The sequence below is a fragment of the Burkholderia sp. MSMB1826 genome (assembly GCF_001526325.1).
Taxonomy (GTDB): domain Bacteria; phylum Pseudomonadota; class Gammaproteobacteria; order Burkholderiales; family Burkholderiaceae; genus Burkholderia.
The window spans coordinates 252,998-277,450 of sequence record NZ_LOYN01000022.1 but is presented as its reverse complement, the minus strand read 5'-3'; the positions used below and the strand labels follow the sequence as shown (position 1 = coordinate 277,450).

Below are 24,453 nucleotides of genomic sequence, written 5' to 3'. Positions count from 1 at the left end.
AGGGTTCTATGCGAGAATTATATGTTCTTGCGGACCGGCCCCGCTGATGCGATGCCGCCCGCCCGGGCGGCGCCGCGTCGGCGCGCCCGGTCCGCCATTTTCCAGGATGAATCATGACCGATACCGCCGCTTCCGCCAGCCAGCCCGCGCTCGTGCGCAACGAGTTGAACCTCGTCTGGCTCGACATGGAGATGACGGGCCTCGACCCGGAAAACGACCGCATCATCGAGATCGCGGTCGTCGTGACCAATTCCACGCTCGACGTTGCCGTCGAGGGCCCGGTGTTCGCGATTCACCAGAGCGACGAGACGCTCGCGAAGATGGACGACTGGAACAAGTCGACGCATGGCCGTTCGGGGCTGATCGACCGCGTGCGCGCATCGACCGTGACCGAGGCGGAAGCCGCCGCGCAACTGCAGGCGTTCCTCGCGCAGTACGTGTCGCCGGGCAAGTCGCCGATGTGCGGCAACTCGATTTGCCAGGACCGCCGCTTCATGGCGCGCTGGATGCCGGAATTCGAGCGGTTCTTCCACTACCGCAACCTCGACGTCAGCACGCTCAAGGAGCTGTGCCGCCGCTGGCAGCCGGCCATCTACAAGGGTTTCCAGAAGCGGGCGATGCACACCGCGCTCGCCGACATCCACGAGTCGATCGACGAGCTGAAGTACTATCGCGAGCATTTCCTGATTCCGGCCGCATCGGCGCCGGCAGGCGATTCCGTGCCGGCCGCCTGAGCGGGCCGGCACGCGCGCGGCGCTCGAGCCACGTTCAGCGCCGCGCGCTTTTCGGCCGGAACGCCGCGACCACCGCGGCGTCGGTCTCGATATACGGGCCGCCGATCAGGTCGATGCAGTAGGGCACCGCGGCGAAGATGCCGGGCACGGTCGATTTGCCGTCGGCATCGCGCAGCCCTTCCAGCGTCTCGCGGATCGACTTCGGCTGGCCGGGCAGGTTGATGATCAGCGCCGCATGGTCGGCCGTTTCGCGGATCACCGCGACCTGCCGCGACAGGATCGCGGTCGGCACGAAATTCAGGCTGATCTGCCGCATCTGTTCGCCGAATCCCGGCATTTCCTTCGTCGCCACGGCCAGCGTGGCTTCCGGCGTCACGTCGCGGCGCGCGGGACCGGTGCCGCCCGTCGTCAGCACGAGGTCGCAGCCGGCGACGTCGACCAGTTCGGTCAGCGTGGCCGAGATCGTCGGCGCGTCGTCCTGGATCAGGCGTGTTTGCGCGCGCCACGGCGAGACGAGCGCACCGGCGAGCCATTCCTGCAGCGCCGGAATGCCCTTGTCCTCGTAGACGCCCGTACTCGCGCGGTCGCTGATCGACACGAGGCCGACCACCAGCTCGTCCGGATGGTTACGCGTCGTCGTCATGGTCGTCTCCGGCGTCGTCGCCCGCTTCGTCATCGCCGCCGGGCGTCCCGCTCGCGGTCTTGATCCATTGGAACAGCTCGCGGAAATAGCGCGGCGGCTTGCCTTGCTGGGCTTCCTTGCGCGCGTTGCGGATCAGCGTGCGGCCTTCCTGGATGTCGGCGTCGGGGTGCTGGCGCAGGAATTCGGTCAGCGCGTCGTCGCTCGCGAGCAGTTGCTCGCGCGTGCGCTCGATCCAGTGCAGGCGGGCCGTCGCGGCCTTGTTCACGCCGCGTTGCGCGTCGAGCGCGGTGCGCAGCGCGGCCGTTTCGTCGTCGGTCAGCGAGCGCATCACGCGGCCGACGTACTGGAGCTGGCGGCGCTTGCCTTCGTGATCGGTGATCCGGCGGGCCTCGCGCACGGCGTCCGCGAGATCTTCGGGCATCGGCATGCGCTTGAGCGCGTCCTTCGGCAGGTCGACGAGCGCCTGGCCGAGTTCCTGCAGCGCGTGCATTTCGCGCTTCAACTGGGATTTGCTGGGGCGATCGTAGCCATTGTCGTCGTCCTCGACGGCATGTTCGATCGGCTGGATTCGGGTTTTGCGTGTCATGGGCCGCATTGTATCGCGGCGCGGATACCCAAGCTTGTCTGTGCCCGGCCCCGGACCTTGCTATGATCGCGGGATACGCAACATTTTGACCATGCGGGCGCCCGCCCGCCACCGGATACCAAGACGATGGCAGCCAATCTCGACGTACAAGCGCGCTATTTCCCGCACACGCAGGACCAGCTCAAGGAAATCGCATCGGACATCCTTCGCCATGCGAAGGCGCTCGGCGCGACGGACGCCGCGACCGAAATCTCCGAGGGCGACGGCCTGTCGGTGTCGGTGCGCCGCGGCGAGGTCGAAACGATCGAGCACAACCGCGACAAGATGGTCGGCGTCACCGTGTTCATCGGCAAGAAACGCGGCAACGCGAGCACGTCGGACTTCTCGCCGGCCGCGATCAAGGATACCGTCGCCGCCGCCTACAACATCGCGCGCTTCACGGCCGAGGACGAAGCGGCCGGTCTCGCCGAAGCCGAGCTGCTCGAAACCGACCCGCAGGACCTCGATCTGTACCACCCGTGGGCGCTGACGGCCGACGACGCGGTCGAGCTTGCCCGCCGCGCGGAAGACGCCGCGTTTGCGGTCAGCCCGCAAATTCGCAATTCTGAAGGCGCGAGCGTGTCGGCGCAGCATTCTCAGTTCGTGCTTGCGACGTCGCGCGGCTTTCTCGCCGGCTATCCGTACTCGCGCCACTACATCGCATGCGCGCCGATCGCGGGCAGCGGCCGCCACATGCAGCGCGACGACTGGTATTCGTCGAAGCGCAGCGCGATCGATCTCGCCGCGCCCGAGGCGGTGGGCCGTTACGCGGCCGAGCGTGCGCTCGCGCGGATGGGCGCGCGCCGTCTGGACACGCGCAAGGTGCCCGTGCTGTTCGAAGCGCCGCTCGCGGCCGGCCTGCTCGGCGCATTCGTACAGGCCGTGAGCGGCGGCGCGCTGTATCGCAAGACGTCGTTCCTCGTCGACAGCCTCGGCAAGCCGGTGTTCGCACCGCACATCCAGATCGTCGAGGATCCGCACGTGCCGCGCGCGATGGGCAGCGCGCCGTTCGACGAGGAAGGCGTGCGCACGCGTGCGCGCAGCGTCGTGAAGGACGGTGTCGTCGAAGGCTATTTCCTGTCGACCTATTCGGCACGCAAGCTCGGCACGCAAACCACCGGCAACGCGGGCGGCTCGCACAATCTCGCGCTGCGCAGCACGAACACGCAGGCGGGCGACGACTTCGACGCGATGCTGAAGAAGCTCGGCACGGGGCTGCTGCTGACCGAGTTGATGGGGCAGGGCGTGAACTACGTGACGGGCGACTATTCGCGCGGCGCGGCGGGTTTCTGGGTGGAGAACGGCGTGATCCAGTATCCGGTCGAGGAAATCACCGTTGCCAGCACGCTGCAGGAGATGTTCCGTCATATCGTCGCGATCGGTGCGGATTCGATCGTGCGCGGGACGAAGGAAACCGGCTCGGTGCTGATCGAGCAGATGACGATCGCAGGGCAGTAAGCCGCACGCGGCGCAGGCCGCCGGAAAACGAAAGCCCGACCGGCGCGAAGCCGGTCGGGCTTTTTTCATCGTGCGGAAGAATACGTCAGCCGCGCTTGCGTTCGTAGACGACGAACGCATAGCCGAACGTGTTCGGCGCGGCAGCCTGATGCGCGTCGCGCGAGATTTCCTGCCAGTGCGCGGCGTCGGGCGCCGGGAACGACGCGTCGCCGTCGAAGTCGGCGTCGATCTCGGTGACGACCAGTCTGTCGGCGAGCGTGAGACCTTCCGCGTAGAGTTGCGCACCGCCGATCAGGAAGACCTCCGACGCGCCGTCGCGCGCGGCGAGCGCCAGTGCGTCGGCGAGCGACGTGACCGTATCGCAGCCGTCGAAACGGCGCGTGGCGTCGCGCGTGACGACGATATTGCGGCGGCCGGGCAGCGGCCGGCCGATCGATTCGTGGGTCTTGCGGCCCATCACGATCGGCGCGCCCATCGTCGTGCGCTTGAAGAACGCGAGATCCTCGGGAAGTTTCCAGGGCAACTGGTTGTCGCGGCCGATGATGCCGTTGCGGGCACGCGCGACGATCAGGGTCAACGTCGTCATGAAGGTCGGAAAAGAGGGGAACGGGGCCGATTTTACCGGAACGACGGCGTGCGCCGGATTCCGCACGCCCGCACGGCGACCGGCGTTTCCGGCGCCGTCCGTCGCGACGCGCGATGCCCCGCGTCGCGACGGCCCGTCCGAATAAAAAGAGTGCCCGCCGGGGGACGGAGCACCAAAACGTTTTACGTCGCGAGATCGGCGAGGCCGGGTCCGCTCGACGGCATCCCGTTCGACCGGCTCGTCGGTTAAATGCGTTATCCTGATTAATTGAAGGGGCGCATGCATCAGGGATGCGTATTGCCCCGCGCATTGCCTTCCATCGCATGCCGGACGTCGCCCGGTTGCGGCGCCGGCAGCGGCATCGGCAACAGGGGCGGCGGCGGGATCTCGTCCCACAGCGTCACGGCGGCGTTGGCGGCCGGCAGCGGTTGCGGGGCCGACACGGTCAGGATGCCGAACCCGTTGCCGTGCTGCGTGCTCGGCGTGTTCCCGGCAAGCTGCATGGCGCGATCCGGTTGCATGCCTTCGTCCGCGCATGCCGGAGCAGGGGGCCCGGCGGCCGAGAGCGCGAGCGCCATCGACACGAAAGAAAGTAAAAAAGTTTTTCGCATGGCGGATGTCTCCGATCGTGTACGTATTCAGCGAAATACATGCCACCGTACCGGGGCCATTGCCGCCATTGCGACTCGCGCTCGAGCGTTGCGAATGGTGGCCGAAAACGCCTGAAAATGTTTCAGGCGTGAAACGATGGGGCTCGGGAATACTGCTGATTCAATTGACACGCTTCAAGGATGAAAATCGGCGCGTGTGTCGATGACGAAACCCTTGCTGCACATGTGCTATGTGCAGATGATTGATCTGCATCGACCGCTGAGCGATTCGGCCGTGTCGCCATCGGCACCGAAACGGATTTGTCGTATTCGGTGCCTATAACCAGATCGTCTTGATCAAAAAAATACTGGACGCGAGACAAGCGCCATCATGCGAGGCTGTGTCGTTGCCACGCATCGGCATGGCGAATCGAGCCACCTCTGGCTGACCCGATTCGATCCTTTTGCACGCAATCCGACGTGTGCGGCAATCGTTGGACGGTTGATGAACGGGGTGAGCATATGGGAGCCGATCAGCGGCACGTGGTCTACTATTCGCGCGAACCGAACGACGCGTTGCGCGGCCATTTCGACGAATGCGGCTGGCGCGTCGACCTGGCCGAGACCGTGCGCGATGTGCGGCGCGTCGTGCAGCACGGCGTGGCGACCGCCGGCCTGCTCGATTTCTCGCCGGGCTTCAAGCCGTCGGACCTGCGCGAACTCGAATCCTGCCTGAGCATCCAGCATATCGGCTGGATCGCGGCGACGCGGCGCGGCCAGTTGCAGGACGCGACGCTGCGCCATCTCATTCGCGACTATTGCTTCGACTACGTGACGATGCCGTACGAAACGGCGCGGATCGTCGAGACCGTCGGTCATGCGCACGGCATGGTCGCACTGACCGATCCCGTTTCGCCGCCCGTCGGCGCAGGACGCAGCGAAGGCGAGATGGTCGGCACCTGCGATGCGATGCTCGGGCTCTTCAGGACGATTCGCCGCGTCGCGGCGACCGACGCGCCGGTGTTCATCTCCGGCGAGTCGGGCACGGGCAAGGAGCTGACGGCGGTCGCGATTCACGAGCGTTCGTCGCGCGCCCAGGCGCCGTTCATCGCGATCAATTGCGGTGCGATACCGTCGACGCTGCTGCAGGCCGAACTGTTCGGCTATGAGCGCGGCGCGTTCACCGGCGCGAACCAGCGCAAGATCGGCCGCGTCGAGGCCGCCAACGGCGGCACGCTGTTTCTCGACGAGATCGGCGACCTGCCGCTCGAAAGCCAGGCGAGCCTGTTGCGCTTCCTGCAGGAAGGCAAGATCGAGCGGCTCGGCGCGCATGTGTCGATGCCGGTCGACGTGCGCGTGATCTGCGCGACGCACGTGAACATGGAAGCGGCGCTGCGCGAAGGGCGCTTTCGCGAGGACCTGTTTCACCGGCTGTGCGTGCTGAAGATCGAGGAGCCGCCGCTGCGCGCGCGCGGCAAGGACATCGAGGTGCTCGCGCGCCACATGCTCGAGCGCTTCAAGGGCGATGCGCATCGGCGCCTGCGCGGCTTTTCCCCGGATGCGGTCGCGTCGCTGTACGGCTATTCGTGGCCCGGCAACGTGCGCGAGCTGATCAACCGCGTGCGCCGCGCGATCGTGATGTCCGAAGGCCGGATGATCACCGCCGCCGATCTCGAGCTGAACGACTATGCGACGCTCGCGCCGGTGTCGCTGCTGGAGGCGCGCGAGGCGGCCGAACGGCAGGCGATCGAGCAGGCGCTGCTGCGCCATCGCGGCCGTTTCGCGGATGCCGCGCGCGAGCTCGGCGTGTCGCGCGTCACGCTCTACCGGCTGATGTGCGCGCACGGCATGCGCGATCGCGGCGACACGCTGGCAGGGTTTTCGGCGCCGTTGCCGGAGCTTCCGCGCCACGCTTGCTAAAATCGGCGGGTACGGCCGCCTCTCGCGGCCGAAGGAACCCGCATGAAACAGTATCTCGATCTCGTTCGTACCATTCTCGATACCGGCACCTGGCAGGAGAACCGCACGGGGATCCGCACCATCAGCATGCCGGGCGCGATGCTGCGCTTCGACCTGCAGCAAGGCTTTCCGGCCGTGACGACCAAGAAGCTCGCGTTCAAGTCGGCGATCGGCGAACTGGTCGGCTTCCTGCGTGCGTCGCGCAGCGCGGCCGATTTCCGCGCGCTCGGCTGCAAGGTGTGGGATGCGAACGCGAACGAGAACGCGCAGTGGCTCGCGAACCCGTATCGCCAGGGCGTCGACGATCTCGGCGACGTATACGGCGTGCAATGGCGCCAGTGGCCTGGCTACAAGGTGCTCGATGCGGGCGCCGACGCGCAGATCGCCGACGCGACGCGCCGCGGCTTCCGGATCGTCACGCGTTTCGACGAGGATGGCGCGCCGAAGGTGCTGCTGTACAAGGCGATCGACCAGTTGCGTCAATGCCTGGACACGATCATGGAGAATCCGTCCGATCGTCGCATCCTGTTTCACGCATGGAATCCGGCCGTGCTCGACCAGATCGCGCTGCCCGCGTGCCATCTGCTGTACCAGTTCCTGCCGAACGCGACGAAGCGCGAGATCTCGCTGTGCCTGTACATTCGCAGCAACGACGTCGGTCTCGGCACGCCGTTCAACCTGACGGAAGGGGCCGCGCTGCTGTCGCTCGTGGGCCGGCTGACGGGCTACACGCCGCGCTGGTTCACGTATTTCATCGGCGACGCCCACATCTACGAGAACCAGCTCGACATGCTGCAGCAGCAGCTCACGCGCGAGCCGTACGAAAGCCCGCGGCTCGAGATTGCCGAGCGCGTGCCCGAGTACGCGAAAACGGGCGTGTATGCGCCCGAATGGCTGGAGCAGGTCGAGCCGTCCGATTTCTCGCTCGTCGGCTATCGCCACCACGAGCCGCTGACCGCGCCGATGGCGGTCTGATCGCGCGGGCGAGGCCGCACGGTTTCGTCGATCCGTACCTTGCAAAAAAGGCTCGACCGGTATTGGCCGGTCGAGCCTTGTTTCATCTTTGCTGCCCTTACTGGCGATGCCGCTCCTCATGGCCGCCCTGCGGCGGCGGATTGGCCGGATGCGGCGCCTCGACGTGCGGCGCCGGCTGCGGCCGCGGTTCCATCCGGGGAGCGGGCATCGACGGGCGCGGTTCCATGCGGGGCGCCGGCTGCGGACGCGGCTCCATGTGCGGCGCCTGCGGCTGCGGACGCGGCATGTCGTGCACCGCGGGCGCCGGCGGACGGTACTCGTTCGCGCGCGGCGGCGCGACCTCGCGATGCGGCGCCGGTTGAGCGAAGTCCGGGCGTGGTTGCGGCGCGGGGGCGGCCCGTTCCGGTTGCGGCTGAGGTTGTGCATGCCGGGCCGGCGTCTGGAAGTCGGGGTGCGGACGCGGTTGCTGAATTTGCGCGGTATTGTCGACCCGCGGTTGCGGCAGCGCGCGCGGCGCTTCGTTGCGGCCGCTGGGCTGTACGCCTTGCGGCGTCGGCACGCCGTCCGGATGCGGCACCGCTGCGCTGCGCACGGGGGGCAGCGCATTCTGTCCTGCCGCGTGCAGTGCGGTCGGCGAGTCGGGACGTTGACGCGCCATCGGCGTGTGCGGCTGCATCCACACGGGCGACGGCGCGTTGGCCGCGTGTGCGTTGCCGGTCGCGGCCGGAACGTCGTTCGCGCCCGGCGGATGCGGGACGCCGTTGCCGGGCGCGAACGCCTGATGCGGCGTCGGGTTGCCGGGTGCCGGCGGCGTGCCGCCGTTGGCGAAACGCGGTGCGTTGGGGCTTTCGCCGTTCGGCGGCCGCGCGACATTCGACATGCCCGGCGTCGACGCGCCTGGCCGCGCGGCCTGCTCGCCGGCCGGCTGGCCTTCGCGCGACGCGTGGGCCGGCTGCACGACGGGCCCGTGCGGATTCACGAGCTGCACGTTGTGCATCGCCCATGCGCCGCCGCCCGGCGGCTGGCCCGGAACGCGGACCGGCCGAGCCGTATAGTCGGCCGGCACGTTCGTCTTCACGACGGGCGCGCCGGCGCCCGGTACGCGCCCGCCTTGCTGCGCGAGGTGGGCGGCGGCCTGGTCGCGATAGGCGGCGGGCACGGCCGGATTGCGTGTCGCGACGTACGGGTGCTGCGCGATCGCCGCCGGCGGGCGGTAGCTGGCATTGCGCAGCCCGCCGGTGAAGCTCTGGCGCACCGGCGCGATGCCGGGCGTGCCCGGCGTGACGTGCGCGTTGCGCCATTGCTGCGGATCGACGTGCTGCGAGAAGTGCGCGACCGGCTGGCCGTGCACGAACGCGGTGGCCGGCACGGCTGTGATCGCGTGCGGCGCACGGAAGTTCACGTACGTCTTGTTGATGTTGGTGATATTGGTGATGTTCGTCACGTTCACGGTCTTGTTCACGTTGACGTTGTTCACCACGATGTTGCGGTTGACGCGGTCGTAGTAGTGCGGGCTCCAGCCGCCCCAGCCCGGATGCCACGGCTCGCCGGGGCCGAGCGCGAACCATGCGCAGCCGGCCGCGGCGACGCCGCCGACCGTGAGCGCGACGCTCCAGTCGGAACCGCCGCCGCCCCCGCCTCCCACGAACGCGACGAGCGCCGGCGCATAGACGGGCGGCTGGTCGACGACCATCGGGCCGGGTACCCATGCCCAGCTGTCGTCCACGTACGCCCAGCGGCCGTAGTGATACGGCGCGAAGCCCCACGGCGCGTCGTCGACCCAGGTCCAGCCCCACGGCGCCTGCCAGATCCAGTGGCCGTCGTGATACGGTGCCCAATCGGCCGGCGTGTCGTTCGGCACCCATACCGCGCCGTAATTCGGGGTTTCGCGCCACGTGCCGTTCGCGTCGAGATCCTGGTAGCCGGGAATGTCGCGGGACACGTAGCGGGCCGACACCGAGCGCGCTTCGGCCGCGTCGCGGCTGGCAGCCCACTGGTCGAGCGCGTCGGGGGCCGGCGCGGCCGATTGCTGCGCGACCTGCAGATCGGTGCCGGTGAACACCACCTGCTGCCCCGGCGACAGCGGATACTGGCCGTTGCTGCCGTAGACGGTCGCGCTCCCGCTGCGTACCGTCACCGTCGTGCTCGCGCCGTTCGGCGCGACATCGACACGATAGTCGCCGGGGCCGGCGATGCCGAGCGCGAGGTTCGGCGTGTCGATTTCGTACGATCCGCCGGCCGGCAAATCGCGCACGTGCGTCGACACGGTGCCGAGCCCCACCTTCAATTGCGTCGTCGTGTCGTCGAGGTTCAGCACCGACAGACTCGTCGATTGGCCGAGCCGCACCGCGGTCGAGCCGATGTGCAGCTCCGAGCGCGCGCCGGCATCGTTCCAGAGCTGATCGCCGGTCGTCAGCGGCCGGTTCACCGCCGCATACGACCACGTATCGGTGCCGGCCGGTTCGGTCGTCACGGCGCCCGACAGGTAATTGAGCCGCGCGACGCGGCCGGGCGGATCGCCGCCCGGTTGCCGTGCCGCGGCCAGGTTCGGCGGCGCATCGGCCGATTGGGCGAAGGCGGGCGGCAGCGCCGCCAGCGCGACGAACGCGAGCAGCGTGTAGCGGGCGGTGCGCTTGAGCGTGAAGAGGGAGGCCATGGTGAGCGTCATCGTTGTGATCGCGGCGCGTCGATTCGTGCCGTCCAGTTCACAATATCCGCTCGGCCTGTTTCAAGGCACGGTGTTTTGTAAGTCGAATGGCACGCGATGTAACAAAACCTGTCCATCGCGCGCTGTTGTCGTGCAGCTGCAATGCCGGCGTCAAGCGGACGTAAGCCACGCGTCGAAAACCTGCTGTCCGGGCACCGTGACGCGCAGCACGCGCGGTCGGTCGGCGCGCTCGATCCAGCCGTGCGCGCAGAAGCTTTCGAGCAGCGCCGCGCCGAGTGCGCCGCCGAGATGCGAACGCCGCTCGCTCCAGTCGAGGCAGCCGCACGCGAAGCGGCGCCGGCGCGTGCGTTGCTGCGCGACGTCGATGCCCCATTGCGCGAGCGCCTGCGTGCCGAGTTCGGTGGCCTCGATCGCGTCGCCGTTCGCGAGCAGCCAGCGGCGCGCGGTGAGGCCGTCGAAGATGCGTACCGCGAGCTCGCCGGCCATGTGGTCGTAGCAGGTGCGTGCGTAGCGCAGTTCGGCCGGGACCGTGCGCGACGGCGGCGGAACCGGGCGATGCGGCGCGGCCGCGCGGGCGACGTTCGCCAGCGCTTCGAGCGAGGCCGCGATGTCGGCCGACGCAATGCGGTAGTAACGATGCCGGCCGCGCACGTCGAGGGCCAGCAGGCCGCCCTCGGTCAGGCGCGCGAGGTGCGCGCTGGCCGCGGACGGCGACAGCCCCGCGATCATCGTCAGTTCGCCGGCAGGGCGCGCGCTGCCGTCCATCAGCACCCATAGCATCGCGGCGCGGCCGGGATCGGCGATCAGCGCGCCGATGCGGCTCAGGCCCGGAAAATGGTGGTCGTCTTGATCGGTCATCGTCGTGTCTCGTCGAGCGGGATGAGGGCAGTGTAGTCCGGATGCGCATTCGATGTTTCGCTCTCGGATGAAATGTCGGATGCAGCGCGCCGCCCCCTGCGCGGACCGAACCGCAGCCCGTTGCAGGGCACGCGTAGAATGGCCGGACGCGGCGGCAGCGGGCCGCCGCCTGAGACGCGATGCAACGATGAAGACGATTTTCTGTGTGTTGGCGGCGGCGCTCGTGTGCGCCGCCTGTGCACCCGGCGGCGCGGGCGCGACCGGCGAGCGCGGCGGCAGTATCGAGATGTACGGAACGATCGACCAGGGCGTCACGGTACGCCGCTGACCGGCGCCGGTCCGGCGCGAGCCGGCATGGCCGCCGCAGCCCCGCCACGCGGGGCTTGCCGCGCCGCGTTGCCGCAGTGCAACGTATAATGGCCCGATGACGGCGCCCCTGCCGCCTGGAGCCAGAACAATGCCTCGACCGTCCCCCGTGCCGGCTGCCCTCGACCGCACCGAAACCGTATTCCGCTTCCTTGCCGAGCCTTCGTCCGTGAACTTCGGCGGCAAGGTGCACGGCGGCGCGCTGATGAAGTGGATCGACGAGGTCGCGTATGCGTGCGCGGCCGTCTGGTCGAGCCGCTATTGCGTGACGGTCAGCGTCGGCAACATCCGTTTCCAGCGTCCGATCCTGGTCGGCAATCTGGTCGAACTGAAGGCGCGCGTCGTCGCGACGGGCCGTACCAGCATGCACATCCACGTGTCGGTGCACGCCGGCGATCCGAAGGGCGGCGTGCTGCGTCAGACGACCGATTGCCTCGTCGTGTTCGTCGCGGTCGACGAGAACGGCAACCCGGTGCCGGTGCCGCCGTTCGTGCCCGAAACCGACGAGCAGCGGGTGCTGGCGAAATACGCGGCCGACGTGCGGGCCGCGCTCGACAAGATCGTCGAGATGAAGCCGGAAGAAGTCGCGAAGGGCACCGTCTGAGTGCCGCGGGCGCCGCGCGTCGTGCGCCGCGCCCGCCGTCCTGCCGTTACCGTGTGCCGATCATCTGCTCGGGGCGCACCCACGCATCGAATTCCGCCTCGGTCAGGTAGCCGAGCGCGAGCGCGGCCGCCTTCAGCGTCGTGCCTTCCTTGTGCGCCTTCTTCGCGATCTGCGCGGACTTGTCGTAGCCGATGTGCGGATTGAGTGCCGTCACGAGCATCAGCGATTCGTTCAGCAACAGATCGATCCGCGCGCGGTTCGGCTCGATGCCTACCGCACAGTGATCGTTGAAGCTCTGCGCGCCGTCGGCGAGGAGGCGCACCGACTGCAGTACATTGTGCGCGATCATCGGCCGGAACACGTTCAATTCGAAATTGCCGCTCGCGCCGCCGACGTTGACCGCGACGTCGTTGCCGAACACCTGGCAGCACAGCATCGTCACGGCTTCCGACTGCGTCGGGTTCACCTTGCCCGGCATGATCGAGCTGCCCGGCTCGTTTTCCGGAATCGACAGCTCGCCGAGCCCGCAGCGCGGCCCGCTCGCGAGCCAGCGCACGTCGTTCGCGATCTTCATCAGGCTGGCCGCCACCGTCTTCAGCGCGCCGTGCGCGAAGACCAGCGCGTCGGCGGCGGCCATCACCTCGAACTTGCTCGGCGCGGTCACGAACGGCAGCTTCGTCAGCCGGCCGATCTCGTCCGCCACGCGCACCGCGAACTCCGGATGCGCGTTCAGCCCCGTGCCGACCGCGGTGCCGCCGAGCGCGAGCTCGTACAGGTGCGGCAACGCCGATTCGACGTGACGGATGCCGTGGTCGAGCTGCGCGACATAGCCGGAGAACTCCTGGCCGAGCGTGAGCGGCGTGGCGTCCTGCAGGTGCGTGCGGCCGATCTTCACGATGTCGGCGAACGCCTTCGACTTCGCGTCGAGCGTCGCGCGTAGCGTGCGCAGTGCCGGCAGCAGGTGATTGACGATCGCATACGCGGCCGCGACGTGCATCGCGGTCGGGAACACGTCGTTCGACGACTGGCCGCGGTTCACGTCGTCGTTCGGATGCACCTTGCGCGCTTCGCCGCGCTCGCCGCCCATCAGCTCGCTCGCGCGGTTCGCGATCACCTCGTTGAGGTTCATGTTGGTCTGCGTGCCGGAGCCCGTCTGCCACACCGCGAGCGGGAATTCGCGCGGATGCCGGCCGGCGATGATCTCGTCGGCGGCTTCGATGATCGCGCGCGCCTTGTCGTCGGCGAGCACGCCGAGCGACTGGTTGACGGCCGCCGCGGCGCGCTTGACGATCGCGAGCGCGTGGATCAGCTCGGGCGACTGCTTCTCCGTCGAGATCCGGAAATTCTGCAGCGAGCGCTCGGTCTGCGCGCCCCAGAGCCGGTCGGCCGGCACGGCGATCTCGCCGAACGTGTCGCGTTCCATCCGAACTGCTTCGTTCATGATGCACTCCTCCAGGAAAGGGGAAAGGCCGCGCGCCGTCGCGCGGCGTCAGACGTAATCGGACGTATCGTGAGGCAGTCGCGCCGCTCGCGCGGCGTCTCGATGGCTATCGACAAGCATAGCGCCGGCCGCGATTTCGCGTCGTGTCGCGCCTAGCGCGCCGTCGCGATGAGCGAGGTGGTCTTGCGGTGAAAGCGCCATGCCATCAGTGCGGCGACACTCGCCAGGCCGGCCGCGAGCCCCCACCACAGGCCGCGCGCGCCCAGGCCCGCGTGGAATGCGAACCAGTAGCCGGTCGGGAAGCCGATGCCCCAGTAGCCGAAGGTCGCGGCGAGCATCGGGATGCGCGTGTCCTTCAGGCCGCGCAGCGCACCCGACGCGACGGTCTGCATGCCGTCGACGATCTGGAACACCGCGGCGATGCCGAGCAGCGACGCGGCGAGCGACACCGTGGCCGCGTTGGCCGGGTCGTCGAGGTGCAGGTACAGGCCGACGATCGTATGCGGCGCGACGATCATCACGAGGCCCGACAGCGACATGAAGCCGACGCCGAGCGCGAGCGCGACGAAGCCCGCGTGCCGCGCGGCGACGGGCGAGCCCGCGCCGATCCAGTAGCCGACGCGAACATTGGCCGCCTGGCCGATCGCGAGCGGCACCATGAACGACACCGATGCGACGTTCAGCGCGATCTGGTGCGCGGCGAGCGACGTCGCGCCCAGCACGCCGACCGTGAGGCCGGTGGCGAGGAACAGCGTCGATTCGACCCCGTACGTGATCGCGACCGGCCAGCCGATGCCGATCAGCTCGCCCATCACGGGCAGCTTCGGGCGCGCCGCGGTCACGAAATGGCGGAAGCGCTGCCGGCCGTGCAGCAGCCAGATCAGCGCGAGCGCGGTGAGCCAGATCGTGATCGTCGTCGCGACGGCCGAACCGAGAAAGCCGAGGCGCGGCAGCCCGAATGCGCCGTGGATCAGCCCGTAGTTCAGCACGCCGTTGACGCCGACGCCGCCGATCGACACCCACAGGAGCCGCCGCGCGGCGCCGATCGCCGGCAGGAACGCGCGCATCAGCCCGACGCCGATCAGGCTGCCGAGCGCCGCGAAGCGCAGGATGCCCGTGTATTCGCCGACGTGATGCGCGAGCAGCGGCGGCTCGTGGAACATCAGCAGGATCGGTTCGGCAAGCGACAGCGCGACGATGGCCGGAATCGCGAGCAGCACGGACAGCGCGAAGCCCGTCCAGTAGATGTGCGGCACGCGATCCTCGGCCTGGGCGCCGCGCGCATGCGCGACGCTCACGCTGACCGACGACAGCACGCCTTGCAGGATCGTCACGATGACGAAGAAGAAGTTCGCGCCGAGCCCGCCCGCCGCGAGCGAATCGGGGCCGAGCGAACCGAGCAGCACCGTGTCGGTGACGCTCATCGCCATCTGGGAAAGTTGCGCGATCGCGAGCGGCGCGGCGAGGCGTGCGGTATCGGCGGCATGACTGGACAGGGACGGCGGCGCGGCGGCCGTCCTCGTAAGACCGGAATGCGACATGGAATGGGCGCTCGCGCGGGTGCGGGCCCGCGCTATATGTATTTATTTTGAGAGACGGCTAGCTTACGGCTTTATTCGTACCGTGTCGAACGCGCGCGCCGATGGCCATGTCGCGGGCAGGGGGAACCCCCGCGAGCGCTAGGCCTCGCGTACCGCGATGCGCGTGTCGCCGAGCAGCACGACCTGGCCCGCGCGGATCTTGCAGGTCTTGCGAAGCTCGATCGCGCCGTCCACTTTCACGGCGCCGGACGCGACGATCAGCTTCGCGGTGCCGCCGCTGTCCGCGAGACCGGTGATCTTGAGAAGGTTGTGCAGCTCGACGTATTCGCCGGTCAGCGTGAAATCCAGATTGGGCATGACGAGGAAGGGGCGCGACGCGCGGGAGGAAACGCTCCGCATCATACGGCACCGCGCGCCCGCACGCGAGCGCGGGCGGCCGCCGGCGGATGTAAAGGACTGTGAGCGATTCGTCAGCAAATGAAACGGTGGGTAACAGTCTGAGAGATTCGCGAACCGGCCGTGCGGGCGGCCGGTCTTCTGTCGTACCTGCTGCGTGTTGCGGCGGGGACGCGACGAACCGCATCGCTGCGGTCCGGACGCACAACTTCTTGAGGAGAATTGCCATGTCCAAGATTCGTACGATGCTGATCGGTGCCGCGCTGACGGCGTTCGCCACTTCGGCCGCATTCGCCCAGACGGGCACGACGGCGCAAGGCGCAGCCGGTGCCGGCGTGCAGGCGCAGACGCCGGCGGCAGGTGTCGGTGCGGGCGCGCAGGGCGGCGCCGGCGCGAACGCGTCGGGCAATGCGACGGGCGGTGCGACCGATGCGGTCGGCGCGGCGGCCGATGGCGCGAAGGATACGACGTCGTCGGCCGTTCATTCGGCCAAGAAGCATACGAAGCATGCGGCGAAGTCGGCCAAGGGCCATGCGGGCTCGGCCAAGGCGAAGGCCGACGAGGCGACCGAAGGCGGCGCATCGGTCGGCGCGCAGGGCGGTGCATCGGCGCAGGGCGCCACGCAGTAAGCGTGTCCGACGCCGTCGCGACGCGCGCCTGGAAGGCGCGTCGCGACGGCAATCGTCAGGCGGCCCGGTTCGCTTCGCGCGACCGGGCCGTTTTCGTGGGGCGGTGCGTTGCGCGGGACGAGCGCGGTCAGGGCCGGCGCTGGCCTTGCCCCTGTCCCTGGGCCGGCCGTGCGACGGCCGGCGTGAACACGCTGCGAAGCCAGGCGGCCAGGCGCGCGAAGACGTCGTACGGTTCCTCGACGAAGATCTCCGGCTTCAGCAGCCGCAGGTATTCCATGATCTGCTGCGCTTCCTGCTTCTGGAACGAGCCGTGCGCGAGCCCGAGCCGCAGCAGCCCGCGCAGTTCGCCGAGCTTGTCGCGCGCGGTGCTGCCGACGCTCATCTCGCACGCGAGCTTGGCCTCGTAGATCCGTTGCCGCAGCGATTCCGCGAGCCGCCACGCAGGCGTCTGCATCAGTTCCTCGAGCGTCTGGATGTCCTGCGCCGCGCTCTTGATCTGCGACGCGAGCGGGTCGATCAGCGACGCGTCGCCCTGCGCTTCGGCCACGATCGCCTTCGCCCAGTCGCGACATGCCTTCGCGAGTTCGTCGGGGGTCCATTCGGAGCGCGACGCGAAGCCGAAGCCGAATTCGCCGGCCTGCCGCATCAGGATCGCGACGACGTCCGGAAATTCCTTGTCGAGCGTGCGCTTGGCCCACGCGTACTGGCCGCCCTGCAGCATCCGCTGCACGGCGTGCTCGGTCAGCGGCACCATGTTGTCGAGCAGCTTGGCGCGCAGGAAATCCTCGAACGACGGCGTCGCGAATTGCGGGTCGAGCTTCAGCGACACGCGGACGAACGCATCGTAGTCCTTGCGCAGGGACTCGAGCGTGTCGTCCTTGAGGGAAAGGGTGATCTGGCCCATGAATCGTCTCGATGGCGGCCCGCGCAAGCCGGCGCCGGCGCGGCGCACCGGGAACGGGGCACGGCGTCGATCGACCGATGCGCGCCGGGGCCGGTGGCGGGTCTTCCTCTCCTATATCGGCGCACCGGGCGGAAACTTGAGCGCGCGCGACGCAGCCCGCGCTCAGGCGGGCGGCCAGTGCGGCAGTACGACCCCTTGCCACAGGAAGAACACCGCGAGCCCGGCGGCGATCGTCACGAGCGGGCGGCGGGTCGCGGCCGATACGAGCACGGCCGCGAGCGCGCCGACGAGCTGTGGGTTTCGCCAGGTCAGCTCGGCCGTGCCGCCGTGCGGCGAGACGGTCATCGGGACGATGATCGCGGTCAGCACGGTGACCGGCACGAAGCCGAGCGCGGTCCGCACGAGCGGCGGGAACGTCAGCCGCTCGCCGAACAGGAACAGCGTCGAGCGGATCGCATACGTGATGACGGCCATCCCGAGGATCAGCAGCGCGTAACTCACGATGCCGCCTCCGGGCGGGAGCCGGCGCGCGTGCGATCGTGCAGCAGCGTGAGCGCGACGCCGACTGCGACGCCGGCGGCGACCGCGCCGAGCAGCCCGAGCTTGTACGGCCAGCCCTGCCAGAAGTACGCGAGCGTGCCGGCCGTGGCGGCCGCCGAGAAGTAGCGCAGCGTGCCGAGCTGCGGGACGACGATCGCGATGAAGGTCGCCGCCATCGCGAAATCGAGGCCGAGCGACTGCAGGCCCGGGAATGCCGTGCCGAAGCCGATGCCCGCGAGCGTCCAGACCTGCCAGTTCAGGTACATCGCGAGCCCGGAGCCGAAAAAGTAGTGGGGGCCGATCGTACCGGGCGGGTAGTGCCGGTAGTGTCCGTAGGCGACCGCGAATACCTCGTCGGTCATCAACGCGCCGAGCGTCGCGCGCCAGCGCAGCGGCAGGTGGGCGACATAGGGCGCGAGCGTCGCGCTGTACAGCAGGTGGCGCAGGTTCACGATCAGCGTCGTGGCGAGCACGACGGCGAAACTCGCGCTGCCGGCGATCAGGCCGAGCGCGATGAACTGCGCGGAGCCCGCGAACACCGCGAGCGACATCAGCGCGCCGTGCCAGGCGGCGAGCGGGCCGCCGCCGACGAGCGTGCCGAAAATCACGCCGAACGGTGCTGCGCCGATCATCATCGGAATCGTGTCGCGTGCGCCGTCGAGCCATTCGTTGAGCGGGCGGCGCGGGGGCGATGCGGGTGTCTCGTTCAAGAAGCGCTCCTCCATGAGGGGGAGGATAGCGGGCCGGTGGCGAGCCGGCTTGTATGTTCTTGCGCCCGCCGCAGCGGCGCCGGTTCGCGTGTCGGCCGGCGCGGGGCGCGGGCGCGGCCGACGACTGCGGGAAGCCGCGCGTCAGCTTGCCTGCCAGCGCCCGGGCGGCACGCCGAACATCCGTTTGAAATGCCGCGTGAAGTGGCTCTGGTCGACGAAGCCGCTGGCCGCCGCGACATCGGCGACGGGGATGCCCGCGCGCAGCGGCGCCAGCGCACGCTGCAGCCGCAACTGGTTGCGCCATGCATGCGGCGGCATGCCGACCGTACGGGTGAACAGGCGCGCCGCGTGAAACGGCGACAGGCCGGCCGCCTGCGCGACATCGTCGAGCGTCACCGCGCCCGTCAGATCGGCGGCGAGCCGCTCGCGCATCGCGTCGACGCGCGGTTCGTCGGCCGCGAGCGGCGCCGGCTGCGGCCGCACGTCGGCGTGGCGTGCGATCAGCGTCGACAGCGCGTCGAGCATCGCGGTTTCGGCGGCGAGCGGATCGTAGACGCGCGGCGCGCCGGTGGCGGGACCGCCGGCCACCGGATCGCCGGCCGCCGGAGCGTCGGCCGCCGGAGCGTCGGCCGCCGGAGCGTCGGCCGGCTGCCCGGACGCATGCGACGACAGCGCGCGCTCGCTGCCGGCTTCCAGCATCCGGTGCGCGAGCGTGAGCCGGGCCGCGAGATCGGCGTCGCGGATCACGTCGGGCGCAAACCACGGCGCATCCTGCGGGCGGCCCGCGATCGAACCGGCGAGGTCGCGGATGAATTCGACTGGCATGTAGCTGACGCGATAGCACCAGCCCTCGTCGGTGGCACGCGACCCCGTATGGACTTCGCCGGGATTGATCACGGGCACGGTGCCCGTTTCGGCGACATGGCCGGTGCCGCGATAGGTGAAGCGTTCCGCGCCTTCGAGAATCACGGGGATCGTGTACGCGTCGTGCCAGTGAGGCGCGAACGCGTGATCGCGATAGGTGGCCGTGAGGAGATCCGCGTCCGGCACGAGCGGCGTGCGCCAGTAGCGTGCGGAATCGGGAAGGCGGGTGGCGGACATGATCGGGCGCGGGAGCGGTCGAACCGACAGTGTATCGCCCGCGCGCCCGGCCGGCGCGGGCTTACTTGACCGGAATCGTCGTGCCGGCCGGCATCGGCACCGCGGTGACGGCGTTCTTCGGGCTGCCGCTGACGATGCGGTCGCTGTAGGTCAGGTAAACGATCGTGTTGCGTTTCTTGTCGACCACGCGCACGACGTGCAGCGTCTTGAAGATGAACGACATGCGTTCGCTGAACACGTCGGTCTGCTGCTTGAGCGGTTCCTTGAAGCTGATCGGGCCGACCTGCCGGCACGCGATCGATGCCTCGCTCGGATCCTCGGCCACGCCGAGCGTGCCCTTGATCCCGCCGGTGCGGGCGCGCGACACGTAGCAGGTCACGCCGTTCACGACCGGATCGTCATAGGCCTCGACGACCACGCGATCGGAGCCCGTGACGCGGAAATGGGTATTGACGCTGCCGACTTCCTCCGCCTGCGCGAACGGCGCTGCAGCGAATGCGGAGAGCAGGAGGGCGACGGGGGCGGAGCGCAGGAGGCGATGCTTCATCGACGGAACCGGATGCGAATGCGGGACAGAGACTCTAGCATGCGCGTGACCGGGCCACGAAAGGCCACGAAAAGCAGAAGGGCGGAACGGCGGCCGAAAAAACAAAAGGCCCGTCGAATGACGGGCCTTTCGCTATTTGGCTCCCCGACCTGGGCTCGAACCAGGGACCTACGGATTAACAGTCCGGCGCTCTACCGACTGAGCTATCGGGGAATAAATCGGTACATCTGCGTGTTGCTCGTTCAACAAAAAACCCGTCCACTTTCAACGGGCCTTTGCGTTTTTGGCTCCCCGACCTGGGCTCGAACCAGGGACCTACGGATTAACAGTCCGGCGCTCTACCGACTGAGCTATCGGGGAACAAACAACAACAGCAGAGAAACGAGATTGTATGGAGTGTTCGCTAACCTGTCAATACTTTGGAGCCGCAGCGAATAAAATTTTTTGCAGTCGCCGCCGTGCGATCAGCGCTCGAGCAGGTGCAGCTTGTCCTGCACGTCCTTCCACTCGTCCGCGTCGGCCGGCGCCGGCTTGGTCTTCGTGATCGACGGCCAGTTCTTCGCCAGCTCCGCGTTCAACGCGGTGAACTGCTGCTGGTCGCCCGGAACGTCTTCTTCGGCATAGATCGCATTGGTCGGGCATTCGGCGACGCACACGGCGCAGTCGATGCACTCGTCCGGATCGATGGCGAGAAAGTTGGGACCTTCACGGAAGCAATCCACCGGGCACACATCCACGCAATCCGTGTATTTGCACTTGATGCAGCCTTCGGTCACAACGTGAGTCATTAAAACGCTCCTGCTTGGCGGTATATATGGGGTGGCGTTTGCGCCAAAAGCGGCATTGTAACTGAAGCGCAAAACCCGCATCGCGTGGTCGGCTATCCGGCTTATATCGTTTCGTGATTAGTTTATGGGCGGCGCAACGCGGACACAACCGCGCGCCGCGCACGAGCGTGATGCGGCACGGCGGAGGGCGGTTTCGCGATGGTCCGGCACGCATTCGGGTAACATGACCGACAGACCGGGCGGCGCGCGGTGCGTCGGGGCCCGGTCACGATATTGGCGCTGCCGTCATCATGATCATCACTTCGCTGCTCGACACGGATCTCTACAAGTTCACGATGATGCAGGTCGTCCTGCATCACTTTCCCGCTGCCAACGTCGAATACCGTTTCCGGTGCCGCACGCCCGGCGTCGATCTCGTGCCGTACATCGACGAGATTCGCGACGAGGTGCGCGGCCTGTGCTCGCTGCGCTTTTCCGACGTCGAACTCGACTATCTGCGGCGGATGCGCTTCATCAAGAGCGACTTCGTCGACTTCCTCGCGCTGTTCCACCTGAACGAGAAGTACATCTCGATCACGCCTTCGCCGAAGGGCAACGGCGAGATCGACATCGTGATCGAAGGGCCGTGGCTGCATACGATTCTGTTCGAGATCCCGGTGCTCGCGATCGTCAACGAAGTCTATTTCCGCAACACGCAGCGCGAGCCCGACTATCGCGAAGGCCGCGAACGGCTGCGCGAGAAGATCAAGCTGCTCGGCGCGAAGCCCGAATTCGCCGACTGCAAGATCGCCGACTACGGCACGCGCCGGCGTTTCTCGAAGGTCTGGCACGAGGAAGTCGCGCTCACGCTGCGCGACGGGCTCGGCCCGCAGTTCGCGGGCACGAGCAACGTGCTGTACGCGATGAAGCACGGCATCACGCCGCTCGGCACGATGGCGCACGAATACCTGCAGGCGTGCCAGGCGCTCGGCCCGCGGTTGCGCGATTCGCAGATCTACGGCTTCGAGATGTGGGCGAAGGAGTATCGCGGCGACCTCGGGATCGCGCTGTCGGACGTCTACGGCATGGACGCGTTCCTGAACGACTTCGACATGTACTTTTGCAAGCTGTTCGACGGCGCGCGCCACGATTCGGGCGATCCGTTCGACTGGGGCGAGCGGATGCTGCGCCATTACGAGGCGAACCGGTGCGACCCGCGCACCAAGGTGCTCGTGTTCTCGGACGCGCTCGACATTCCGAAGGTCATGCAGCTGTACGAACGGTTCCGCGGCCGCTGCAAGCTTGCGTTCGGCGTCGGCACCAACCTCACCAACGATCTCGGTTACGTGCCGCTGCAGATCGTGATCAAGATGGTTCGCTGCAACGGCCAGCCGGTCGCGAAGCTGTCGGATTCGCCGGGCAAGAGCATGTGCGACGACAAGGCGTATCTCGCGTACCTGCGCCAGGTGTTCGGCATCGCGCAGCCGGTCGAGGAAGACGCGTCGAAGTAGGCGCCGGCCGTTCGGCCGAAGGTGTGTCGCAGCAGGGGCGGCCGGTATAATCCGACGTATTGCACGCAACGTCACGAGGACCGTTCATGGACACTTCCGCTGCCCGTCGCCAGATCCTCGCGCGCATCCGCGCGGCGCAGGGGCGCGCGGCCGAACCCGATGCAGCGGAGCGCGACGGCGTCGCCGACTACCTCGCCCGTCATCCGCAAGGCCCGCGCCCGCCGGCGCCGGCCGACCTCGTCGCCGCTTTCGTCGACGAAGCGCAGCGCCTGTCGACCACGGTCGACGAAGTCGCGACGCTGGCCGACGTGCCTGCCGCCGCCGCCCGCTATCTTGCCGCTCACGGCCTGCCGGCGCAGGCCATCGCGTGGCGCACGCTGGCCGATCTCGACTGGGCCGCCGCCGGCCTGTCGGTCGAGTGCCGCAAGCCGCGCGACGGCGATCTCGTCGGCCTGACCGGCTGCTTTTGCGCGACCGCCGAAACGGGGTCGCTGGTGTTGCTGTCCGGCCCCGACACTTACGCATCGGCCGGTCTGCTGCCGGAAACCCACATCGCGATCGTGCCGGCGTCGCGCATCGTCGCCGGTCATGAAGACGCGTTCGCGCTGATTCGCGCGGAGCGCGGCGAACTGCCGCGCGCGGTCAATTTCGTGTCGGGCCCGTCGCGCACCGGCGACATCGAGCAAACGATCATTCTGGGCGCACACGGTCCGTACCGCGTGCACGCGATCGTCGTACGGGGCGCATGACGCGCCCGCTGCCTTCACCCTTATTTCGAACAAGGAAGTTCCGCATGAAACGACATGCCGCCTGGGCGGGCATGGCGTCGGGAATCGCGCTTGGCGCCGCTCCCGCGCTCGCATCGGCCGCCACGCTCGACGGTTCCACGCTGTCGGCGCTCTGGGGTATCCCGTTCGCCGGGATCCTGCTGTCCATCGCGCTGTTTCCGCTCGTCGCCCCCGTGTTCTGGCATCACCACTTCGGCAAGATCGCCGCCGGCTGGGCGATCGTGTTCCTCGCGCCGTTCGCGGTCGCGTTCGGCGCCGGCACCGCGTTCGGCACGCTCGTGCATGCACTGCTCGAGGAATACATTCCGTTCATCGTGCTGCTCACCGCGCTCTATACGGTCGCGGGCGGCATCTGCGTGAACGGCAATCTGCATGGGTCGCCGAAACTGAATACCGCGATCCTCGCGCTCGGCACGCTGCTCGCGAGCGTGATGGGCACGACGGGCGCCGCGATGCTGCTGATCCGGCCGCTGCTGCGCGCGAACGACAACCGCAAGCATGTCGTGCACGTCGTGATCTTCTTCATCTTCCTCGTCGCGAACGCGGGCGGCTCGCTGTCGCCGCTCGGCGATCCGCCGCTGTTCCTCGGCTTCCTGAACGGCGTGAGCTTCTTCTGGACGACCACGCATCTCGCGCTGCCGATGCTGTTCATCTGCGCGGTGCTGCTGACGCTGTTCTTCGCGCTCGATACGTACTTCTACCGGAAGGGCGGCGAGGAGCGGCCGGCCGCGCTCGATCCGACGCCCGACGGCGCGGCGCTGTCGATCGACGGCAAGATCAACTTCGTGCTGCTGGCGGCCGTGATCGCGCTCGTGCTGATGAGCGGCGTGTGGAAGCCGGGCGTCTCGTTCGACGTGTGGGGCACGCACGTCGCGCTGCAGAATCTCGTGCGCGACGTCGCGCTCGTGGTGGTGACGCTCGCGTCGCTCGCGCTGACGCCGCGTTCCGCGCGCGAGGGCAACGCGTTCAACTGGGCGCCGATCGAGGAAGTCGCGAAGCTGTTCGCCGGCATCTTCGTGACGATCGCGCCGGTGATCGTGATCCTGCGCGCGGGGGCGGACGGCGCGTTCGCGCAGATCGTCCATCTCGTCACGGGGCCCGACGGCAAGCCGATCGATGCGATGTACTTCTGGGCGACCGGCATTCTGTCGTCGTTCCTCGACAATGCGCCGACCTATCTCGTGTTCTTCAACCTCGCGGGCGGCGATGCGCAGACGCTGATGACGACCGGCGCATCGACGCTCGCCGCGATTTCCGCCGGCGCGGTGTTCATGGGCGCGAACAGCTATATCGGCAATGCGCCGAACTTCATGGTGAAGGCGATCGCCGAATCGCGCGGCGTGAAGATGCCGAGCTTCTTTGCGTACCTCGGCTGGGCGCTCGTCGTGCTGATACCGGTATTCCTGCTGACGTCCTGGCTTTTCTTCCCGGCGTAAGCTGACGATTTTCAACCCCGAGCGGGCGGTCCCGGCGGCGCACGGCGCTGCGGCCCGTCCGCGGCATGCGGAGATG

The 24,453-nt window shown here is 68.2% G+C and carries 25 protein-coding genes and 2 tRNA genes; 10 read left to right on the top strand and 17 right to left on the bottom strand.

Annotated features, from left to right (window positions below; all coding sequences use genetic code 11):
- Positions 1 to 113 precede the first annotated feature (113 nt).
- A complete protein-coding gene (orn, locus tag WS95_RS13510; protein WP_059501648.1) occupies positions 114 to 734 on the top strand; it encodes an oligoribonuclease in 621 nt (206 codons plus the stop codon).
- Between the two features lie 34 nt (positions 735 to 768).
- Here orn and mog read toward each other — a convergent pair whose 3' ends face one another.
- Positions 769 to 1,377 carry a molybdopterin adenylyltransferase gene (mog, locus tag WS95_RS13505; RefSeq protein WP_080747797.1) on the bottom strand — a complete coding sequence of 203 codons (609 nt, stop codon included), beginning with the start codon at positions 1,375 to 1,377 and terminating at the stop codon, positions 769 to 771.
- Positions 1,361 to 1,963 carry a ribosome biogenesis factor YjgA gene (gene yjgA, locus WS95_RS13500; protein ID WP_306453922.1) on the bottom strand — a complete coding sequence of 201 codons (603 nt, stop codon included), beginning with the start codon at positions 1,961 to 1,963 and terminating at the stop codon, positions 1,361 to 1,363. Before yjgA ends, mog begins: the two co-directional genes overlap by 17 nt.
- A 126-nt stretch (positions 1,964 to 2,089) precedes the next feature.
- Between yjgA and pmbA the strand changes: the two genes are divergently transcribed.
- Positions 2,090 to 3,460: a metalloprotease PmbA gene (pmbA, locus tag WS95_RS13495; RefSeq protein WP_034206740.1), complete on the top strand. Its 1,371-nt coding sequence runs from the start codon at positions 2,090 to 2,092 to the stop codon at positions 3,458 to 3,460.
- An 85-nt stretch (positions 3,461 to 3,545) separates the two neighbouring features.
- On the opposite strand, the gene WS95_RS13490 is transcribed toward pmbA, so the two are convergent.
- Together WS95_RS13490 and WS95_RS13485 are read right to left on the bottom strand one after the other, a co-directional pair.
- Positions 3,546 to 4,046 (bottom strand): dihydrofolate reductase, encoded by a 501-nt coding sequence (locus tag WS95_RS13490; protein ID WP_034206741.1) that lies wholly within the window; start codon positions 4,044 to 4,046, stop codon positions 3,546 to 3,548.
- Between the two features lie 284 nt (positions 4,047 to 4,330).
- On the bottom strand, positions 4,331 to 4,549 hold the full coding sequence (locus WS95_RS13485) for a hypothetical protein (RefSeq protein WP_373557155.1): 219 nt from the start codon (positions 4,547 to 4,549) through the stop codon (positions 4,331 to 4,333).
- Between the two features lie 609 nt (positions 4,550 to 5,158).
- On the opposite strand from WS95_RS13485, the gene WS95_RS13480 reads away from it, so the two are divergent.
- Together WS95_RS13480 and WS95_RS13475 are read left to right on the top strand one after the other, a co-directional pair.
- Positions 5,159 to 6,556 carry a sigma-54 dependent transcriptional regulator gene (locus WS95_RS13480; protein WP_034206743.1) on the top strand — a complete coding sequence of 466 codons (1,398 nt, stop codon included), beginning with the start codon at positions 5,159 to 5,161 and terminating at the stop codon, positions 6,554 to 6,556.
- Between the two features lie 42 nt (positions 6,557 to 6,598).
- Positions 6,599 to 7,570 (top strand): thymidylate synthase, encoded by a 972-nt coding sequence (locus tag WS95_RS13475; protein ID WP_034206744.1) that lies wholly within the window; start codon positions 6,599 to 6,601, stop codon positions 7,568 to 7,570.
- Between the two features lie 97 nt (positions 7,571 to 7,667).
- Here WS95_RS13475 and WS95_RS13470 read toward each other — a convergent pair whose 3' ends face one another.
- Positions 7,668 to 10,238: a DUF6600 domain-containing protein gene (locus tag WS95_RS13470; protein ID WP_257139764.1), complete on the bottom strand. Its 2,571-nt coding sequence runs from the start codon at positions 10,236 to 10,238 to the stop codon at positions 7,668 to 7,670.
- A 150-nt stretch (positions 10,239 to 10,388) separates the two neighbouring features.
- A complete protein-coding gene (locus WS95_RS13465) occupies positions 10,389 to 11,096 on the bottom strand; it encodes an ArsR/SmtB family transcription factor (RefSeq protein WP_034206745.1) in 708 nt (235 codons plus the stop codon).
- Between the two features lie 187 nt (positions 11,097 to 11,283).
- Between WS95_RS13465 and WS95_RS35345 the strand changes: the two genes are divergently transcribed.
- Together WS95_RS35345 and WS95_RS13460 are read left to right on the top strand one after the other, a co-directional pair.
- Positions 11,284 to 11,424: a hypothetical protein gene (locus WS95_RS35345; protein ID WP_179948993.1), complete on the top strand. Its 141-nt coding sequence runs from the start codon at positions 11,284 to 11,286 to the stop codon at positions 11,422 to 11,424.
- Between the two features lie 129 nt (positions 11,425 to 11,553).
- Positions 11,554 to 12,066 (top strand): acyl-CoA thioesterase, encoded by a 513-nt coding sequence (locus tag WS95_RS13460; RefSeq protein WP_059824228.1) that lies wholly within the window; start codon positions 11,554 to 11,556, stop codon positions 12,064 to 12,066.
- A 46-nt stretch (positions 12,067 to 12,112) separates the two neighbouring features.
- Here the strand turns inward: WS95_RS13460 and fumC are convergent, their stop codons facing one another.
- The 3 genes from fumC to WS95_RS13445 all read right to left on the bottom strand — a co-directional run bounded on the left by fumC (position 12,113) and on the right by WS95_RS13445 (position 15,405).
- Positions 12,113 to 13,507, bottom strand: coding sequence for a class II fumarate hydratase (fumC, locus tag WS95_RS13455; protein ID WP_059779721.1), 1,395 nt, complete (start codon positions 13,505 to 13,507; stop codon positions 12,113 to 12,115).
- Between the two features lie 152 nt (positions 13,508 to 13,659).
- Positions 13,660 to 15,048, bottom strand: coding sequence for a multidrug efflux MATE transporter NorM (gene norM, locus WS95_RS13450; protein ID WP_059779723.1), 1,389 nt, complete (start codon positions 15,046 to 15,048; stop codon positions 13,660 to 13,662).
- 138 nt (positions 15,049 to 15,186) lie between these two features.
- Positions 15,187 to 15,405, bottom strand: a complete 219-nt coding sequence (locus WS95_RS13445; RefSeq protein WP_027783904.1) for an RNA-binding S4 domain-containing protein — start codon at positions 15,403 to 15,405, stop codon at positions 15,187 to 15,189.
- Between the two features lie 266 nt (positions 15,406 to 15,671).
- Here WS95_RS13445 and WS95_RS13440 point away from each other — a divergent pair, with 266 nt between their 5' ends.
- Positions 15,672 to 16,073: a hypothetical protein gene (locus WS95_RS13440; protein ID WP_059779725.1), complete on the top strand. Its 402-nt coding sequence runs from the start codon at positions 15,672 to 15,674 to the stop codon at positions 16,071 to 16,073.
- A 127-nt stretch (positions 16,074 to 16,200) separates the two neighbouring features.
- On the opposite strand, the gene WS95_RS13435 is transcribed toward WS95_RS13440, so the two are convergent.
- The 8 genes from WS95_RS13435 to fdxA all read right to left on the bottom strand — a co-directional run bounded on the left by WS95_RS13435 (position 16,201) and on the right by fdxA (position 20,663).
- Positions 16,201 to 16,977 carry a DUF4088 family protein gene (locus WS95_RS13435; RefSeq protein WP_059779728.1) on the bottom strand — a complete coding sequence of 259 codons (777 nt, stop codon included), beginning with the start codon at positions 16,975 to 16,977 and terminating at the stop codon, positions 16,201 to 16,203.
- Positions 16,978 to 17,139: 162 nt separating this feature from the next.
- Positions 17,140 to 17,478, bottom strand: a complete 339-nt coding sequence (locus WS95_RS13430; protein WP_059824226.1) for an AzlD domain-containing protein — start codon at positions 17,476 to 17,478, stop codon at positions 17,140 to 17,142.
- A complete protein-coding gene (locus WS95_RS13425; RefSeq protein WP_059779730.1) occupies positions 17,475 to 18,242 on the bottom strand; it encodes an AzlC family ABC transporter permease in 768 nt (255 codons plus the stop codon). The genes WS95_RS13430 and WS95_RS13425 overlap by 4 nt, the downstream gene beginning before the upstream one ends.
- Positions 18,243 to 18,368: 126 nt before the next feature.
- Positions 18,369 to 19,328: an AraC family transcriptional regulator gene (locus tag WS95_RS13420; RefSeq protein ID WP_059824225.1), complete on the bottom strand. Its 960-nt coding sequence runs from the start codon at positions 19,326 to 19,328 to the stop codon at positions 18,369 to 18,371.
- Between the two features lie 61 nt (positions 19,329 to 19,389).
- Positions 19,390 to 19,875, bottom strand: coding sequence for a CreA family protein (locus WS95_RS13415; RefSeq protein WP_034206753.1), 486 nt, complete (start codon positions 19,873 to 19,875; stop codon positions 19,390 to 19,392).
- 137 nt (positions 19,876 to 20,012) lie between these two features.
- Positions 20,013 to 20,088, bottom strand: a tRNA-Asn gene (locus WS95_RS13410).
- Positions 20,089 to 20,159: 71 nt separating this feature from the next.
- Positions 20,160 to 20,235: transfer RNA gene (locus WS95_RS13405), tRNA-Asn, on the bottom strand.
- A gap of 104 nt (positions 20,236 to 20,339) precedes the next feature.
- Positions 20,340 to 20,663: a ferredoxin FdxA gene (fdxA, locus tag WS95_RS13400; protein WP_009688972.1), complete on the bottom strand. Its 324-nt coding sequence runs from the start codon at positions 20,661 to 20,663 to the stop codon at positions 20,340 to 20,342.
- 290 nt (positions 20,664 to 20,953) lie between these two features.
- Between fdxA and pncB the strand changes: the two genes are divergently transcribed.
- The 3 genes from pncB (at position 20,954) to WS95_RS13385 (ending at position 24,377) form a co-directional block, all read left to right on the top strand.
- Positions 20,954 to 22,153, top strand: coding sequence for a nicotinate phosphoribosyltransferase (gene pncB / locus WS95_RS13395; protein WP_034206754.1), 1,200 nt, complete (start codon positions 20,954 to 20,956; stop codon positions 22,151 to 22,153).
- Between the two features lie 86 nt (positions 22,154 to 22,239).
- A complete protein-coding gene (locus WS95_RS13390) occupies positions 22,240 to 22,902 on the top strand; it encodes a LutC/YkgG family protein (RefSeq protein ID WP_034206755.1) in 663 nt (220 codons plus the stop codon).
- 44 nt (positions 22,903 to 22,946) lie between these two features.
- The gene (locus tag WS95_RS13385; protein WP_059779737.1) at positions 22,947 to 24,377 is read left to right on the top strand and encodes a sodium:proton antiporter; all 1,431 of its coding nucleotides are present in this window, start codon (positions 22,947 to 22,949) and stop codon (positions 24,375 to 24,377) included.
- The last annotated feature ends 76 nt before the right edge of the window (positions 24,378 to 24,453 follow it).